Below are 15,745 nucleotides of genomic sequence, written 5' to 3'. Positions count from 1 at the left end.
ATGAAACTGAAATCGAACGCGCCGCGTGCGCGGTCTTTCCTTGCGATGCCGATGTTGGCAACGGCATTGATTGCGGGCGCGGCGTTCGGCGCGACCGAAGACGTGCAAATCAGATTTACGGGCCGCTACGTGCCGTTGAGCTGCAACGTCCAAAGCGGCGCAGAGACCACGACCGTGAAACTGCCCACGGTGTCTGTGCAGTCCTTGGCTTCGCCAGGAGATGTCGCCGGGTCCACTCGCTTCGAGATCCCCATCGAATGCGAAGGAACCCCCGGCACTGTGCGCGCTTACTTTCTTGCGGGACCTACGTCGGATGCCAACGGGCGCCTGGACCCGCAGGACGCCTCTCCGGGCGTTGCCGCCACCGGCGTGAAGGTCGAGCTACTGAACGAGTCCGGTAGCCAGATACGTGTCGGCGACAGGGACAGTGTCACCCCGATCAATGCCACGGGTGATGGTGGCCTGCTGAATCTCGTGTACTTCGCCCGATACTACGGCACGGGTGGGGCCACCGCCGGCGTGGTCAATACCTATGTGAACTACGTAATCGATATTCCATGACCGCAGCAAGCCCATCCGGCGATCAACCGGATCTGTACAGCTACACGCCGATGCTGGACGAGACGCTGCTGCATCTTTCTGTGCTGCACCAGAACGCCGCCATCGGCCCCTTGCATGCCTGGAGAGCGCGTTGCGTCGCCCTGATGGCCAACGTCGACGAGGACCTGCTCGCGCGAGCGGTGACGCCTGCGCAGGTGCGCCAGCTACGTCTGTCGCATGCGCTTCTGTTGGACGAAGCTACGATGGACTTCTGCCCCGATTCCGTGCGCAAGGCTTGGGCAAGTTCATCCTTGTGCGAAGTCGAACTGGGTCAAGTCGATGCTGGTCAGGCGGTGTTGGCCGATATCGACACGGTATGCCAGCAGTCCGTCGGTGCTGAAGGCTGGCTGCATTGGTATGCCCTCCTGTTCGCGGCAGGGTTGCTGCGTCGCAGTCCCGACGCCGCGCGCTGCCGCCACCAACTAAGCGAAAGGCTGATCAAGATCTGGCCTTCGGCGTCGCAGGAGGTAAACGGTCGTGAATGACGAGGCTCCACAGCAAGCCGTCGCCACAGTGATCGTCGCGGGGCCGAATGCCGCGTACCTTTTCGAGAAGCCCCAGCAACGGGCGACGCAGGAAGGACTGCGAAAGCGCTGGGGTGGAAACGCTGCGTGGGTGCTTGCCGAAAACCCCGAAGCTCTACTCAGTATGCTGCAGCAGGCTTCGCTCGATGGGGCTCGATGCGCCGTGCTGCTGCCCATCGTGCCCGCCGGAAACGACGAGATGACAATGCGTCGTGAATGGCGCGAGTGGCGGCAAGCCGTTGCCCGCTGTGCCGTGCTGGGAAGATCCACCGTCGCGGTCTACGCCGCCGTGTACGCATGCCTTGGCCCTGCAACGGGACATCCCGTCAGGCTGAGCAGCGCGCCGTCCCGTGGGCACAACGCCATAAGTCGCGTCACCCTGCGGCACGCCGTTCAATCGCTGCGCGATGCTGCGGTGCGCCGCCCGCCCGCGCCAGGCATGCTCCGTGAACGCCTGGCCCTGTCCGTTCTTGACTGGGCGACCGAAGCCGCATTGCTCGCCGCGTTGGAGGACGTCGCCAACACGCCGCCCCTGTTCCTGGCTGGCGTGTATCTGGTGGAAGCAGGTGTGACCATTCCCAATATGTCGGCCTGGCTGCGTTGGCTGACCAGTCGGACGGGGTTGAATCCTGCGCTGGCGCCTCCTCAAACCGGCGCGCTGCCGTTGCCGCATCTGGAATTCGACACGGCAGGCGAAGGCATCATGTGGAGGGATCTCGTGGCCAAGCCGCCCCGCACGCCTCCATGGCCTTGGGCGCGAATAGGCGTCGGCGCTGCAGTGACGGCGCTGGCGGTGGTTCTCCTGCTTTCGATTCCCTTCTGGCGCATTTTCCAGGATATCCATCGATACGCCGAAGATCTGCAAGCCTACGAATCGCTGCCGGCCGAACGCATGTTCGAGAAGTGCGCAGCCTTGCTGCAGCTCCGATCCGATCACGACGAACTCGCGCGCAGCCTGGGCGAAGGCGGGCTTCGATCCTGGGCGCTTCATCAGGCCGGCGCCGAGGTCACGTCGCGCAAGTTGTCGGAGGCGATTGCTGCCTATCGGATGCCGCAGACGGCATTGCGGCTGGATAGCATGGCGGCATTTGAAAGCGGCAGTGCCCGGCTGGTCCGCGCAAGCGCCTTACGGCTGCTCGAACCCGCCGCGCAGTTGCTGCGGGCAAACCGGGATCTGCACGTCAGGATCGTCGGTCATGCCGATGCAACGGGTAGCGCCGAGAAAAATTCCGAGCTTTCGATGGCGCGTGCGCAGGCCGTCCGCGATGAACTCATCGCGATGAGCGGCGCTCGACCTGACCAATTCTACGTATCGGGCCGCGGCTCTTCGCAGCCCGCCGAAGACAACATCACCGCAGCAGGCCGCGCGCAGAACCGGCGTGTGGAAATAACCCTGACGCCGCTTCCGTCGGATGGCTTTGCCTGCAGCACGTTAGACGAGGGCATCGTGCCTGCGGATTAAGAACCCGCATGCACGACGAGTTTCCGCATGGCCCCGGCCGAATCGTTGCAACGTGGCGGCATTCTCCCAAAACAAATTTCACGATCTAGGACAAGTCTGATTCCGGTCGAAATGCCTCTTGCATAAGCTGCGTGTATTGCGACTGTTCTCGATTTCAGCGCAGGCCGCATGCCGATCCGGTCTCGGACGTGGGGCTTTGTGGATGTCGGCAAGCGCGCTTTCAATACTTTCATATTCCTTTAGTTAGCGTCGGAGCAACCATGGCGGTTTCCAGTAGTTCCCAGAAGTTCATTTCGCGCAATCGCGCGCCCAGAGTCCAGATTGAGTACGACGTAGAGATCTATGGATCCGAGCGCAAGGTCGAACTGCCGTTCGTCATGGGCGTGTTGGCTGACCTGTCCGGCAAGCCCATCGAAGCACTGCCCGCCGTGGGCGAGCGCAAGTTCCTCAGCATCGACATCGACAACTTTGACGAACGCATGAAGGCCATCCAGCCGCGCGTGGCGTTCGCGGCGCCCAACACATTGACGGGCGAGGGCCAGCTCATGGTCGACATCACCTTTGAAAGCATGGACGACTTTTCCCCCGCCGCCATCGCGCGCAAGGTCGAGCCCCTCGCCAGGCTGCTGGAAGCCCGAACTCAGCTGGCCAATCTGCAGACGTACATGGACGGCAAGGCGGGCGCCGAGACCCTCATCAATCAAGTTCTGAGTGATCCCACGCTGCTGCAGACCCTGGCCAAAGAACCCAAGCCGCAAGCGAATGCTGACGAGGCCCCGGCCGAGTAAGGCGTCGCCCGCAACGAAACCGAGAATTGGAAAGTGAAGAAAATGGCAGTCAAGCATAAGTCCACGGCAATGGCCGCGGCGCAACCTGAAGCCTTGCATTCGGATTTCAACAATCTGCTGGCCCGCGAATTCAAGCCCAAGACCGACCAGGCCCGCGCGGCCGTGGAACGCGCCGTACAGACGTTGGCCGAGCAGGCGCTGCTGAACGTAGTGCGCGTGTCCGACGATGCCTACAAAAGCATCGCGGCCATCATCGGCGAAATCGACAGAAAGCTGTCTGAACAGATCAACCTGGTGCTGCATCACCCAGAGTTCCAGCAGCTGGAAAGTGCCTGGCGCGGGCTGCATCATCTGGTCAACAACACCGAGACCGACGAAAAGCTGAAGATCCGCTTCATGGATCTTTCCAAGGAAGAGCTGCGCCGCACGATGAAGCGCCACAAGGGCTTGGCATGGGATCAGAGCCCCATCTTCAAGCAGGTCTACGAAGAAGAATATGGCCAGTTGGGCGGCGAGCCCTACGGTTGCCTCGTGGCCGATTACTACTTCGACCATACGCCCCACGATGTCGATCTGCTGGCGTCCATCGCCAAGGTGGCGGCGGCATCGCATGCGCCGTTCATCACCGGCGCCGCGCCCTCGGTGCTGCAGATGGACTCCTGGCAGGAGCTGGCCAACCCAAGAGATCTCACCAAGATCTTTACGCAGAACCTTGAATACGCGCCGTGGAACGCGCTGCGCAATTCGGAGGATGCCCGCTACATCGGGCTGGCGATGCCGCGCTTTCTGTCGCGCCTGCCTTATGGCGCCAAGACCAACCCCGTGGACGAGTTCGACTTCGAGGAATCCACCGACGGCGCCGATCATCGCAAGTACGTCTGGTCCAACGCGGCATACGCGATGGCAGTGAACATCAACCGCTCGTTCAAGGAATACGGTTGGTGCACGCTTATTCGTGGCGTGGAAAGCGGCGGCGTTGTGGATAACCTGCCTTGCCACACGTTCCCGACGGATGACGGCGGGGTGGACATGAAGTGTCCTACCGAGATCGCCATCTCCGACCGACGCGAGGCCGAACTTTCCAAGAACGGCTTCATTCCCCTGATCCACCGCAAGAGCACCAACTACGCAGCCTTCATCGGCGCCCAGTCCCTCCAGAAGCCGGCCGAATACTACGACGCCGACGCCACTGCGAACGCCAATCTCTCGGCGCGGCTGCCGTACCTGTTTGCGTGCTCGCGATTTGCGCACTACCTGAAGTGCATCGTCCGCGACAAGATCGGGTCGTTCAAGGAACGTGACGAGATGCAGGCGTGGCTGAACGAATGGGTCATGAACTACGTCGACGCCGACCCGGCCAACAGTTCGCAGGAGACCAAGGCAAGACGCCCGCTGGCTGCGGCTGAAGTCGTGGTCGAGGACGTCGAAGGAAACCCCGGCTACTACCAAGCCAAGTTTTTCCTGAGGCCCCATTTCCAGCTGGAAGGCCTGACCGTTTCGCTGCGCCTGGTGGCCAAGCTTCCGTCTGTCAAGGCGGCGGCCTGAGGCCAGGCCTGGGTGAGTTGAGTGTGGCGGATTCTCCCGCCGGAGCAGTCGGCCGGTTGCTCTTCAAACCAGTCCGGCCATTTTCGCAACAACAAATGATGTAAAGGATTTCCCATGGCACACGATATTTTCCTGAAGATCGACGGCATCGAAGGCGAAACCGAAGATGCAACGCACAAGAACGAAATCGAAGTCCTGAGCTGGTCCTGGGGCGTGTCGCAACAGTCCAACATGCACATGGGCTCGGGCGGCGGCGCCGGCAAGGCTACCGTCGACGATCTGACGTTCGAGCACTTCATCGACCGTGCAACGCCCAACCTGGTTCAGTACTGCCTGCTGGGCAAGCACATCAAGCAGGCACAACTGGTCGTGCGCAAATCCGGCGGCAGCCCGCTGGAATACCTGAAGCTGACGATGAACGATGTGCTCGTAACTCGCGTCAATCCCGAGGGCGTGTCCACCGACGAGTCGCGCCCGCGTGAACGCGTCAGCCTGTCGTTCTCCAGCATGAAGCAGGAATACATCCTGCAGAACGCCCAGGGCGGCAGCGGCGGAGCAGTCACGGCCACGTTCGACATCAAGAAGAACGCCGCCTGAGCCCTGCGGGATTCCTGAAATCAGGACGGACGGGCTGCCGCTGCGCGGGGTATCCGTCCATTTCCCACCGTAATTGCGTGCTGCGGGGTGTCTTGTCAGGACACCCCCCCTTTTCCGGCGCGCGTCGATCCTATGAATACAACCGAATCTTTACGTTTGCTGATTGACTCTCTGCGGTCGATGATCTTGCTGGCGGCGTTGCTGCTCGCGGCCTCCCTGTCCGCCTGTGCAAGCAAGGCCGAATCGCCGGAGAAGACGGTCAACCTCGACATTGTGATCGAGGCGGATGCGCGCGTGAATGCAGATAACCAGGGTCGGCCGGCGCCTATCCAGGTCCGCATTTTCGAATTGAAGTCCCGGAATGTATTCGAGGAAGCAGATTTCTTTTCGCTGCAGGGCAAACCGCGCCAGGTGCTGGGTGATGACCTGGCCGAATCCGATGAGCTGGTTCTGCGTCCGGGCGACTCCAAGCGCATTCAACGCCGCGCCGACCCGAAGACCGTATCGGTCGGCGTCATTGCCGGATACCGCGACCTGGGTCGCAGCGTATGGCGGGCTTCTCATCCGATGCCGCCCAAGCAGGTCAAGGGCTGGTTCAGCTCGTCCAATCAGACTGTGCGCGTGCGGATCAAGGTCGGCGCGGACACTGTCTCTGTCACCGAGGCGGATTGAACAATGAGCCTCTACAGCAAAGTCGTGTGGAGCGAGGGCCTCTTCCTCATTCCACAACTATTCCAGCAGCAGGAACGCTACCTGGAGTACTTCGCGCATAAGCGAGCCGTTCCGTCTGGGCCATTCTTCTGGGGATTCTCTCGCTACGAGGTCGACCACGAAGCGCTGTCCTTCGGAAAAGTCGCTCTGCAGAAGGGATCCGGCGTGTTCCCCGACGGCACTCCTTTTGATATTCCGGCTCACAACCTTCCGCCGGCGCCCCTGACGGTGCTGCCCGAACACCTGAACCAGCGGATATTCCTGGCCGTGCCGCTGCGCCTGCCCGACGTGGACGAGACCGCGTTCGAGCACGCTTCGTCCTCGATGGCGCGCTACGTCGCGTTCGAAAAGGAAATGGCCGACAGCAATGTGATCGGCCAGGGCGCCAAGGCCGTACAGCTGGCGCATCTGCAGTTACGCCTGATGCCCGAGAAAGAGCTGACGCAATCATGGATCGGCGTGGCGGTCGGCCGCGTGAAATCGATACTGGCGGATGGCTCCGTGACTTTGCACGATGGCGACTTCATCCCGCCCGTCAGCGCCTGTTCCGCGAATCCGCTGCTTGTGCAATGGGGGCAGCAACTGCAGGGGCTGATCAAGCTGCGCGCTGACGCACTGGCTAGCCGCCTGTCTAGCGGACAGGGCAGCGTGACGTCGGCTGCCGAGGTGTCGGACTACCTGTTGTTGCAGATCCTGAATCGCTATGACCCGTTGCTGGACCACGTTTGCCGCGTAGGTGAAACGCCGCCCGAAACCCTGTACACCACCCTGGCGATGTTGGCGGGCGATTTGGCCACCTACGTCAGGCCGCAGTCGCGGCGACCCACGCCGGCCCCTGGCTATGACCACGCCGAACTGTACCGCAGCATCCAGCCGCTGGTCGCGGAAGTGCACAGCCTGTTGAACCAGGTGCTGGTGCGCAGCGCGCAGCCTATTGCGCTCGTCGAGCAAGCCCATGGCATCCGCACCGCGACGCTGATGCCGTCGGAATTGCAGGGCTACGCCAACCTGGTGCTTGCCGTCAGCGCCCAGATGTCGCCTGACCAACTGCTCCAGCAGTTCGTGTCGCAAACAAAGATCTCGCATCCGCACCGTATCTCCGAACTGATCCGTTCGCACCTGCCGGGCGTGGCGCTATCCCCGCTCCCGGTTCCCCCGCGCCAGATTCCGTTCGCCGCGGGCAACGTGTATTTCGAGCTGACCCGTTCCGGGCCGCTGTGGGACCAGATCGCTCGGCAGGGCGGCCTTGCCCTGCACATCGCCGGGCATTTTCCTGAGCTGAAACTTGAATTGTGGGGAGTCCGAAGCCGATGAACGCACCCGGATTTGACGTAAGGACGTTCGATCTGCTGACCGGAACGGCTCCCGCCAGGCCGGACATGCCACGGCCCGAGCCGTCAAAGGCCCTGGACTTTGCCGTGGATGAGGAGGGATCGGCCGGCGATCTGGCCGTGCGGCTGGAAGACGTGCGTGCCGCGCACAATCCGCTGCTCGAAGCGGCGGGGCCTTTGCTGCGGTTGCTGGCCTCCATGCCCGAGCATCTGCCGGACCAGACGGCGATTCTGGCATTGCGCCAACTGCTCATGCGGGAAATCGCCCAGTTTCAGAACCTGTGCGACAAGGCGGGCGTGCCCTGGAAGCAGGTTGCCGTTGCACGCTACTGCCTATGCACCGCGCTGGACGAATCCGCTAACCGCAGCGCCTGGGGCGCAGGAGGCGTCTGGGCGGCCCAAGGCCTGCTGATTGCCTTTGAGGGCGAGGCGGATGGCGGCGAGAAGTTCTTCCTTCTCATCGGCCGAATGGCGAGCGACCCCGACGAGTACGCCGGAACGCTTGAAGTGCTGTACCACATCCTGGGCTTGGGCTTCGAAGGTCGCTATAGCGTGGTGGCCGACGGGCACCGTCATCTCGAGCAGATTCGCCAGCGCCTGTCGGCGCTGGTTGCACGCGCGCGGGATTCCGCCACCAGCGAGCTGTCGGTGAACTGGCGCGGAGACGGCCCCATATCCGGAAATTCGCGGCGGATCATCCCGGCCTGGCTCAGCGCGTCAGTCGCGCTGCTCGTATGCGCGGCTGTATTCGCCTACCTGCTCAACGACATCGGTACCCAGCGCGACACCCTGGCGCACCGCATTCTTCAGGTCGGACTGGAAGGGCAGCCGGAGGCCGTCGCCAGCGTGCCGTCCACGGACGGGCTGGCGTCGCCGTCGACCCGGCTGCGGCTTGCTGAACTCCTGAAAGAGGAGATCGCGCGGGGATTGGTGAGGCTGCGCGAGGAGCCCAAGCGGACGTTGGTCACCTTTCCGGGCGACACGATGTTTGTTTCCGGACGCAGCGACGTCTATGCCCCGATGATCGAAGTGCTGCAGCGCGTTGCGGACGAGGTCAAGCGCGTGGACGGCAAAGTCGAGGTGTTTGGGTATACGGACAACCAGCCCATACGCACCCGCCAATTTCCAGACAACCAGGCGTTATCGCAAAAGCGCGCAGAGTTCGTCCGAGACATTTTCCTCAAGCGCGGGATGACGCCAGAGCAGGCGATATCCGCAGGCCGCGGCGAGCAAAACCCCCTTGGCGATAACAGCACGCCCGAAGGCCGGGCACAGAACCGGCGTGTCGAGCTGTACGTGACGTCGTACTGATGTGCGCGCCATCGGGCGCGCAATGGATGATCAAACAATGAAACGATTGCTGGGCTTCTTGTTCTCGTGGCGCTTTGGCGCCATCGTGGTCTGCGTTCTGCTCGCGGCGATGGTCTGGATGGTCGGGCCGATGCTGGACGTAGGCGGCCTGCGGCCGCTGGACGAGGCCATCGTGCGCGTGGCGCTGATAAGCCTGCTGTTTGCCGCGCTTGTTTTCTGGTTGAGTGGGTGGCCGTTGTGGATCGTGTCGATGGCGGCGCTGAGCACGTTGGTCTGGTTCGGCGGGCCGATGGCGGCGATAGGGGAATTCAGGCCGCTGGCTGAAGTCGGCGTGCGGGTAGGCGTGATATCGGTCATCGTGCTGCTTAGCGCGATATACGGCCTTTACCGGCTGTTCCGTTTGCTGCGCACGGACGAAGCGTTGCTGCGGCGTATCCTCGCGCCCAAGCGCGACGAGGCCGACAGGGACGCTTCGTCCGAAGTGCGCGCCGTGCGATTGGTCGTGTCGAAGGCCGTTGGGCAGATCAAGCGCCTACGGGCCGGGCCGCAGGGCTGGAGGCGTCTGCTGGAAAGCAAGCGATATTTGTATGACCTGCCGTGGTACATGATCATCGGCACGCCGGGCGCCGGCAAGACCACTGCCATCCTGAACTCCGGCCTGGACTTTCCCATGGCCGAGCAGATGGGCGTCGCCAGCCTGCCCGGCGCGGGCGGCACGGTGAATTGCGACTGGTGGTTTACCAACGAAGCGGTATTGATCGACACGGCCGGCCGATACAGCGACCAGGATGAGCAGGGCAATGCCGAGGCTGCGCAGGTGAACGCAGCCGAGTGGCAGGGCTTCCTGGGCGCGCTTAGAAAGCATCGGACACGCGCGCCGATCAACGGCGTGATCCTGGCGGTCAGCGTGGCCGAACTTCTGGAGCAGCCGGGCGATAACGGCATGCTCGCATCGATCCTGCGTGCGCGCCTTGCCGACGTGCGACAGGCTCTGGGAATCAGGTTCCCGGTGTATGTGCTGGTGACCAAGCTCGACCTGCTGCCCGGCTTTGACGAGTACTTCCAGGCCATGACTGCCGAAGGGCGGTCTCAAGTCTGGGGATTCACGCTGGACTATGCGTTGAAAGAATCCAGTGCGCAACCCTTCGACCTGCGCACTCGCTTCGATAGCGAATTTCAATTGTTGAGCCGGCGGCTGGAAGATTGCTTGAACGCACGTCTCGTCGAAGAGTACGGCGCGGTGCGGCGCAAGCGGCTGTACCCCTTTCCGCAAGAGTTTCGCGGCCTGGCGCGGGAACTGACCGATCTGCTGTCAAAGGTGTTCCTGGATTCGCGCTATGACGACGTGCAGATCCAGCGCATGTTGCGTGGCGTCTATCTGAGCAGCGCCCGGCAGGCCGAGACGGTCGTCACGGCGGATCGGAATTCGCTATTTGAAAGGCTCCGGCGCACGTTGGGCCGACTGTATGGCGGCGAGGGTGTCGCGTTGACGTCGGCTGGGCGGGAGCCCGCGCTGATGGCGCATCGCAGCTACTTTCTGCGCAACCTTTTCAAACAGGTCATGATTCCCGAGTCACACCTGGTCCGGCCCAATCGAAAGTGGATCCTGGCGCAGGGGGTAGCCCGCTGGGGCGTTCACCTGGCGTCGGCGGGTCTGATGGTGTGGCTGGTCAGCGGAATGGTGGCAAGTCGCGCCAACAACACGCATTACCTTGCAGCAGTGGGTCAAAAGGCCGAAGGGGTGACGCAGCGCGCCGCCCAGGTGCCGGCGGGAACCCTGGATTCCCAGGGAGTGCGCCTGCTGACCGACGCAGCAACGATGGCTCAGGTCGAGGGCCTGGATTTGGATGCGCCGCCGCTGGATTACCGGTATGGCCTGTACGCCGCGCCGCCGGTCGATTCTGCCGCGCAGGAGACGTACTCGCGCATGTTGCGCAAACACCTTCTGCCGACGGTCGACAAGACATTGGAGACCGCGTTGCGCTCGCAGGTCGCGGGCAAGGATACGGAGGGTATCTATGGAACGCTGGGTCTTTACCTGTCGCTGTATGACACCCGGTACTTCGAGCCCGACACCCTGATCGACTGGGTGAAGCGCCAATGGGCACGTAGCCGACACGACAGCGAGCGCGAAAAGTCTCAACTTGATGTGCATCTGCATTCGCTGTTCGGCACGGGCTACGAAGCGTTGCCCCAGGCGGAGCAGGATGCCGCGCTGGTCGAGCAGGCAAGGTCGATGCTGCAAGAGCGACCCGACGCCACCCGCATGTACGAGCGCGCGATGCGCGCACTGGAAGCCGCCGCGCCCGCACGGTTCACGTTGCATGAAGTGCTGGGTGCGAGCGACGCCGCCCTGTTCAGCGACCATGCCGCAGACGGGGAATCGGGAGTTCCCGGAATTTTTACTTACGCGGGTTATCGCGACGTGTTCCGCAAGCGGGTGAGCGAATTCATCGATTCGGTCTGGTCTCGTGAAAGTTGGATGTTGGGACGGCAGAACGCCGGTGACGACAATGCGCTGGCGGGAGCGCAGGACGCCCGTCGCGGCTGGCTCGACAAGGAGCGCATCGAACGCGAAGTGCAGACGCTGTTCCTGCGTGACTATGCCGCGCACTGGGAAAGGTATATCAATCAGATCCGGCTGGTTTCGGGATTCGGCGCGGGTGACGGCCCTCTTGCCGTCGACGTGGCTACCTTGCGCGCGTTGGCGGCGACAAATTCGCCTTTGGCGCGACTGGGATTTGCGCTATCACGGCAGACGACGCTGTCCGCCGATGCGGACGCTAGCAATCCTGCGGCCAGCGCCGCCATCCAGCTCGCCGCGGAAACGGCCCAGCGCCGGTCCTCGACGGTCGCTCGGGCGTCAGACGCGCTGAACAAGCTGGCGGTCGATTTCGACCAGGACAAGCTGGCTGAAGAATTGGTGGACAAGCGCTTTTCGGCCCTGCGAGAAATGGTGATGGGATCTCCCAACCCGGGCCCCATCGACCCCGTAAAGCCAGGCGCGCAGCTGCAGCAGGTACTGCAACTGATCAACGACCAATATACCCAGATGGCGGTTGCCAGCAACGCCCTGGCTTCGGCAAGCATGCCGCCGCCACAGGAAACCAGTCCCACTCTTTTTCTGACTGCCGAAACGTTGCCGGCGCCGTTCAAGCGCATTTTGGCGGGTCTGTCGCAGCGCGCGGCCAACCAATTGGGCCGAGAGACCGGAATACTGCTGTCCGAGCAGGTCAACGCTGCAGTCGGGGGCATCTGCCGCTCGGCGATATCGGGAAAATTCCCGTTTTCAGACTCGGACCAGGAGGTGGACCCGGACGACTTCGTGCAGCTTTTCGCCGCAGGAGGGGTATTTGACGCGACGTTCCAGCGGTCGCTCGCCAGCTATGTCGACACCAGTTCCAGCCCCTGGCGCTACAAGTCCACGGGTCCGGGGATGCGGCCGATCCAGGGGCCTGACCTGCAGCCCTTCGAGCGCGCTGCCGACATTCGCAAGGCGTTCTTCGATGGCGCCGGCAACCGGGGTCTGCACTACCGCTTGACGGGCAGCATCGTGTCTGTGGACCCAGCCATCACCGAACTGCTGCTCGACGTGGATGGTGAGAGCCTGCGGTACGTACACGGACCAGTCTCTCCCTTTTCCTTCGCTTGGCCGGGGCCGCGCAGCGGCAGCCACCTGGAGCTGTCCGCCAAGCCGCGCGTGACGACAGAGTCTTCGTCGGTGCACCTGTCGGGTCCGTGGGCGCCGCTGCGCCTGTTGCAGCACGGGCGCGTGACCGCCACGGCTTCATCCGGGAGGTCGCTGGTCGATTTCGACTTTGACGGGCGTCACGCGGTTCTGGAAATCGGCGGCGGGCGGAAGGGCAACTTCCTGACGGGATCTCTGCTGCGCGGCTTCCGCTGTCCGGGGGGAACGTGGTGAACCTGCCCCGACCCGCTTACTGGGGAAAGCTCCCGGCTTACGGCGATTTTCTTCGGCAAGGCGCTTCCGCGGACGTCCAGCAGGCTTGGCGGCACTGGCTGCAGGGGCCGTTCCAGGAAGCCTGGCGGGAATCGCTTCAGGTAGACGCCTATCACATGCCGTGGAGTTTCGTGCTGCGCCCAGGCTGCGTGGCGTTCTCGCGAGACCGCTATGTGGCTGGGGTGTATGCCCCGTCGCGGGACAAATTCGGCCGGGAGCATCCCTTCCTGATGTGGTTTCAGCTTTCGCCGGCTGGCGTGTCGACGCTGCTGGGCGCCCATGACAACGCGTTGTTTTGTCTCTCACGTCTGCTGCGCAGCCACCTGGCGGCGCCCGCCATGCCTGCGGCGCGCGGAGTTGGCCTGGTTGACCAGATCAATCGGCTATGGCGTCCGGGCGGATCCGGCGTGTTGGGTGCGCTGCGGCGGCGCAAGGAAGTTCGGGACTTGTCGACTGCGCGTAGCTGGGCCGACGGCTGGCCCTCCGAAGTCCGGGATGACGGCCTGGCCGGCGTGCCGCACGCGCCTTGGCGCAACTGGCCTTCGACTGTCTTCGAAGACCATGGCTTGGCGTGGTATTGGCAACAGGATGTGCAAGCCGGGTATGTGAGTTTTATGTCGGTAACGGCCGCTGATTCGGCCGATCTTGCCTGAGGAAGTAAATGATGGCCAACGTGAGTACTGCAGTTTCAAATCAAGCCCGCACGGTCGAAATCAAGGGTGCTGGCCTGCCGTCCGCCATGGGCAAGCCCATGCTGCGCCTTCAGTCGCTGGAAGGTCAGGAGCGCATGGGCGAACTGTTCACCTATGACGTCATCCTGCGCACGCCCAACGACACGCAGGTGCCGCTTTCGGTGACCGCCAACCTGGATCTGACGGGCATGATCGGTAAAGAGCTGACGGCGACGGTCCAGTTGTCTGACGGAAGCCCTCGCGAAATCTCGGGCCTGGTGGTGAAGGCAGGGTTCGTGCGACAGGAACGCGATCACAATCTTTACAGCGTTACGCTGCGGCCGTGGCTTTGGCTGGCGACGTTGACCAGTGACTACAAGATCTTCCAGGATCAGAACGTGGTGCAGATCATCGACCACGTGCTCAAAGATTATCCCTATCCCGTGGAAAAGCGGCTGGACATCGAGAAGTACGCGATCCTGCCTGAAAGCGACGCGAATGAGCCGCGCAATTTTCAGGTGCAGTACGGAGAAACGGATTTCCACTTCATGCAGCGGCTGATGGAGGAATGGGGAATCTACTGGTTCTTCGAGCACACCGAAGGCACGCATCGTCTGGTGTTGTGCGACCACGTTGGCGCGCATCGTCCGCCGGACAGCCAGGCCTATCAAAATATTCCGATGCACCCGCAGGGCGGCCGCTTGGACTGCGACGTCTTCCGGCAGTTCGGCGTGGATGAGCGGCTGTTTCCAGGCCGCGTGGTGGTCGACGACTTCGACTTCACGCGGCCGCGCATGCAACTGGTGACGTCCAGCCACCAGCCCCGGGAAACCAGTTGGTCCGAAGGAGAGATCTTCGAATGGCCGGGCGACTATACCGATGCCAAACATGGCGCGCTGATTAGCCGGGTACGGATGGAAGAACGGCGCGCGCGTGGTGTGCGATCGCGCGGCTTTGGCAATGTCCGCGGGCTGGCCACCGGCCAGACCTTCAACCTGACGGATCACCTGTACGAGAAGGCAAACCGCGAGTACCTGGTGCTGGCCTCGAACCTGTCGCTGTCCGAAATTCCCGAGGAGGCGGGCAGCGGCGTGCTGTACGAATGCACCAACGAAATGGAAGTGCAGCCGACGGACGAAGTCTTCCGCATGCCCCGGGTGACGTCCAAACCGGTGGTCAACGGCCCTCAGTCGGCCCTGGTCGTCGGGCCGGAAGGCCAGGAGGTGTGGACGGACGAGTTCGGCCGCGTCAAAGTGCGCTTTCTGTGGGACCGGTACGCGCGCAACGACGCGTCCGATTCCTGCTGGGTGCGCGTCAACCAGGCCTGGGCAGGATCGAACTTTGGTGGGATGTATATCCCTCGCATCGGACAGGAAGTCATGATCGGCTTCATGAACGGCGACCCGGACCGCCCCATCATCCTGGGCGGCCTGTACAACAGCGTGACGCGTCCGCCATGGGACCTTCCGGCCGAAGCCACCAAGAGCGGTATCGTGACTCGCAGCCTTGAAGGCGGAAGGGAAAACTACAACGGATTCCGCTTCGAGGACAAGGCCGGCAGCGAGGAATTCTATATGCAGGCCGAGCGCGACATGGTGAGGTTGACCAAGGGCGCCGAGCTGCACACAGTGGCCCTGACCTACGGCCAGGCCGTTGGCATCAACCACTCGACAGCCGTCGGAGGCATGCTCAGCAGCACGGTGTGCGGAACGGCATCCTATAACGTCGGATTGGCGCAAACCACCCAGGTTGGCGGCCTTTGCGGCCTGAACGTGGGCGGCGCTTATGCAGTTAACGTTGGAGCCGCCGCCAACTTGAACGTTGGCGCAGGTTACCTGGTGAACGCGGGCGCTGTGGTTGGAATTACCTGCGGTAAAGCCGGCATCAATTTGCTGGCCGACGGGACGATCGCGTTGGTGGGAACGAGCATTCAAATCATCGGATCGAAAGAGGTAATCGTGCAAGGAGCCCCGTTGCAACTGAATCCTTGCGCCGAGGGGGACATCGTAAGTTTCGGGTTGGGCGCCGCGGTGCCTCCGGTCCACCTGCCGACGATTGCACTGCCGGTCGGGGGCGCAGGCGTCGTGGCCCCCGTACCAACGCCGCCACCGCCCACGCAGGCGCCGGGCGAGACGCCTGCGCCTACGCCCGAGCCAACGCCGGAGCCGACGCCCGAACCGACGCCCGAGCCGACGCCCGAGCCGACGCCCGAGCCGACGCCCGAGCCGACGCCCGAGCCGACGC

At 62.9% G+C, this 15,745-nt stretch carries 11 protein-coding genes and 1 pseudogene; all 12 read left to right on the top strand.

Translation table 11 applies throughout. From position 1 onward, the window contains the following. Window positions 1-561, top strand: coding sequence for a fimbrial protein (locus RT614_RS17550; protein WP_313623407.1), 561 nt, complete (start codon window positions 1-3; stop codon window positions 559-561). Continuing rightward, window positions 558-1,085, top strand: coding sequence for a DotU family type IV/VI secretion system protein (locus tag RT614_RS17545; RefSeq protein WP_313623406.1), 528 nt, complete (start codon window positions 558-560; stop codon window positions 1,083-1,085). Before RT614_RS17550 ends, RT614_RS17545 begins: the two co-directional genes overlap by 4 nt. Further along, on the top strand, window positions 1,078-2,586 hold the full coding sequence (locus tag RT614_RS17540) for an OmpA family protein (RefSeq protein WP_313623405.1): 1,509 nt from the start codon (window positions 1,078-1,080) through the stop codon (window positions 2,584-2,586). The genes RT614_RS17545 and RT614_RS17540 overlap by 8 nt, the downstream gene beginning before the upstream one ends. 260 nt (window positions 2,587-2,846) lie before the next feature. Then, the gene (tssB, locus tag RT614_RS17535; RefSeq protein WP_313623404.1) at window positions 2,847-3,374 is read left to right on the top strand and encodes a type VI secretion system contractile sheath small subunit; all 528 of its coding nucleotides are present in this window, start codon (window positions 2,847-2,849) and stop codon (window positions 3,372-3,374) included. A gap of 42 nt (window positions 3,375-3,416) precedes the next feature. Then, window positions 3,417-4,919 (top strand): type VI secretion system contractile sheath large subunit, encoded by a 1,503-nt coding sequence (tssC, locus tag RT614_RS17530; RefSeq protein ID WP_313623403.1) that lies wholly within the window; start codon window positions 3,417-3,419, stop codon window positions 4,917-4,919. A 114-nt stretch (window positions 4,920-5,033) separates the two neighbouring features. Next, the gene (locus RT614_RS17525) at window positions 5,034-5,516 is read left to right on the top strand and encodes a type VI secretion system tube protein Hcp (protein ID WP_313623402.1); all 483 of its coding nucleotides are present in this window, start codon (window positions 5,034-5,036) and stop codon (window positions 5,514-5,516) included. A 132-nt stretch (window positions 5,517-5,648) separates the two neighbouring features. After that, complete coding sequence (gene tssJ / locus RT614_RS17520) at window positions 5,649-6,188, top strand: type VI secretion system lipoprotein TssJ (protein WP_313623401.1); 540 nt, start codon at window positions 5,649-5,651, stop codon at window positions 6,186-6,188. 3 nt (window positions 6,189-6,191) lie between these two features. Further along, on the top strand, window positions 6,192-7,541 hold the full coding sequence (gene tssK / locus RT614_RS17515) for a type VI secretion system baseplate subunit TssK (protein ID WP_313623400.1): 1,350 nt from the start codon (window positions 6,192-6,194) through the stop codon (window positions 7,539-7,541). Further along, on the top strand, window positions 7,538-8,869 hold the full coding sequence (gene tssL, locus RT614_RS17510) for a type VI secretion system protein TssL, long form (RefSeq protein WP_313623399.1): 1,332 nt from the start codon (window positions 7,538-7,540) through the stop codon (window positions 8,867-8,869). Before tssK ends, tssL begins: the two co-directional genes overlap by 4 nt. Window positions 8,870-8,906: 37 nt before the next feature. Next, a complete protein-coding gene (tssM, locus tag RT614_RS17505; RefSeq protein ID WP_313623398.1) occupies window positions 8,907-12,791 on the top strand; it encodes a type VI secretion system membrane subunit TssM in 3,885 nt (1,294 codons plus the stop codon). Next, entirely contained in the window at window positions 12,788-13,483 is a 696-nt protein-coding gene (tagF, locus tag RT614_RS17500; protein ID WP_313623397.1) for a type VI secretion system-associated protein TagF, read from the top strand. Before tssM ends, tagF begins: the two co-directional genes overlap by 4 nt. 8 nt (window positions 13,484-13,491) lie before the next feature. Next, window positions 13,492-15,745 (top strand): annotated as a pseudogene (locus RT614_RS17495) (type VI secretion system Vgr family protein); the annotation flags it as partial.

Origin of the sequence: Achromobacter sp. (assembly GCF_032102605.1) — a bacterium.
Lineage (GTDB): Bacteria > Pseudomonadota > Gammaproteobacteria > Burkholderiales > Burkholderiaceae_B > Achromobacter.
The sequence above is the reverse complement of the archived record's forward strand: the minus strand, read 5'-3'. Positions and strand labels throughout refer to the sequence as shown.

Bases quoted from the DNA above. Each gene is read 5' to 3' on its own strand.
- tssC (WP_313623403.1), top strand. From the start codon at position 3,417: ATGGCAGTCAAGCATAAGTCCACGGCAATGGCCGCGGCGCAACCTGAA.
- tssM (WP_313623398.1), top strand. From the start codon at position 8,907: ATGAAACGATTGCTGGGCTTCTTGTTCTCGTGGCGCTTTGGCGCCATC.
- tssL (WP_313623399.1), top strand. From the start codon at position 7,538: ATGAACGCACCCGGATTTGACGTAAGGACGTTCGATCTGCTGACCGGA.
- tssK (WP_313623400.1), top strand. From the start codon at position 6,192: ATGAGCCTCTACAGCAAAGTCGTGTGGAGCGAGGGCCTCTTCCTCATT.
- RT614_RS17545 (WP_313623406.1), top strand. From the start codon at position 558: ATGACCGCAGCAAGCCCATCCGGCGATCAACCGGATCTGTACAGCTAC.
- RT614_RS17550 (WP_313623407.1), top strand. From the start codon at position 1: ATGAAACTGAAATCGAACGCGCCGCGTGCGCGGTCTTTCCTTGCGATG.
- RT614_RS17525 (WP_313623402.1), top strand. From the start codon at position 5,034: ATGGCACACGATATTTTCCTGAAGATCGACGGCATCGAAGGCGAAACC.
- tssJ (WP_313623401.1), top strand. From the start codon at position 5,649: ATGAATACAACCGAATCTTTACGTTTGCTGATTGACTCTCTGCGGTCG.
- tssB (WP_313623404.1), top strand. From the start codon at position 2,847: ATGGCGGTTTCCAGTAGTTCCCAGAAGTTCATTTCGCGCAATCGCGCG.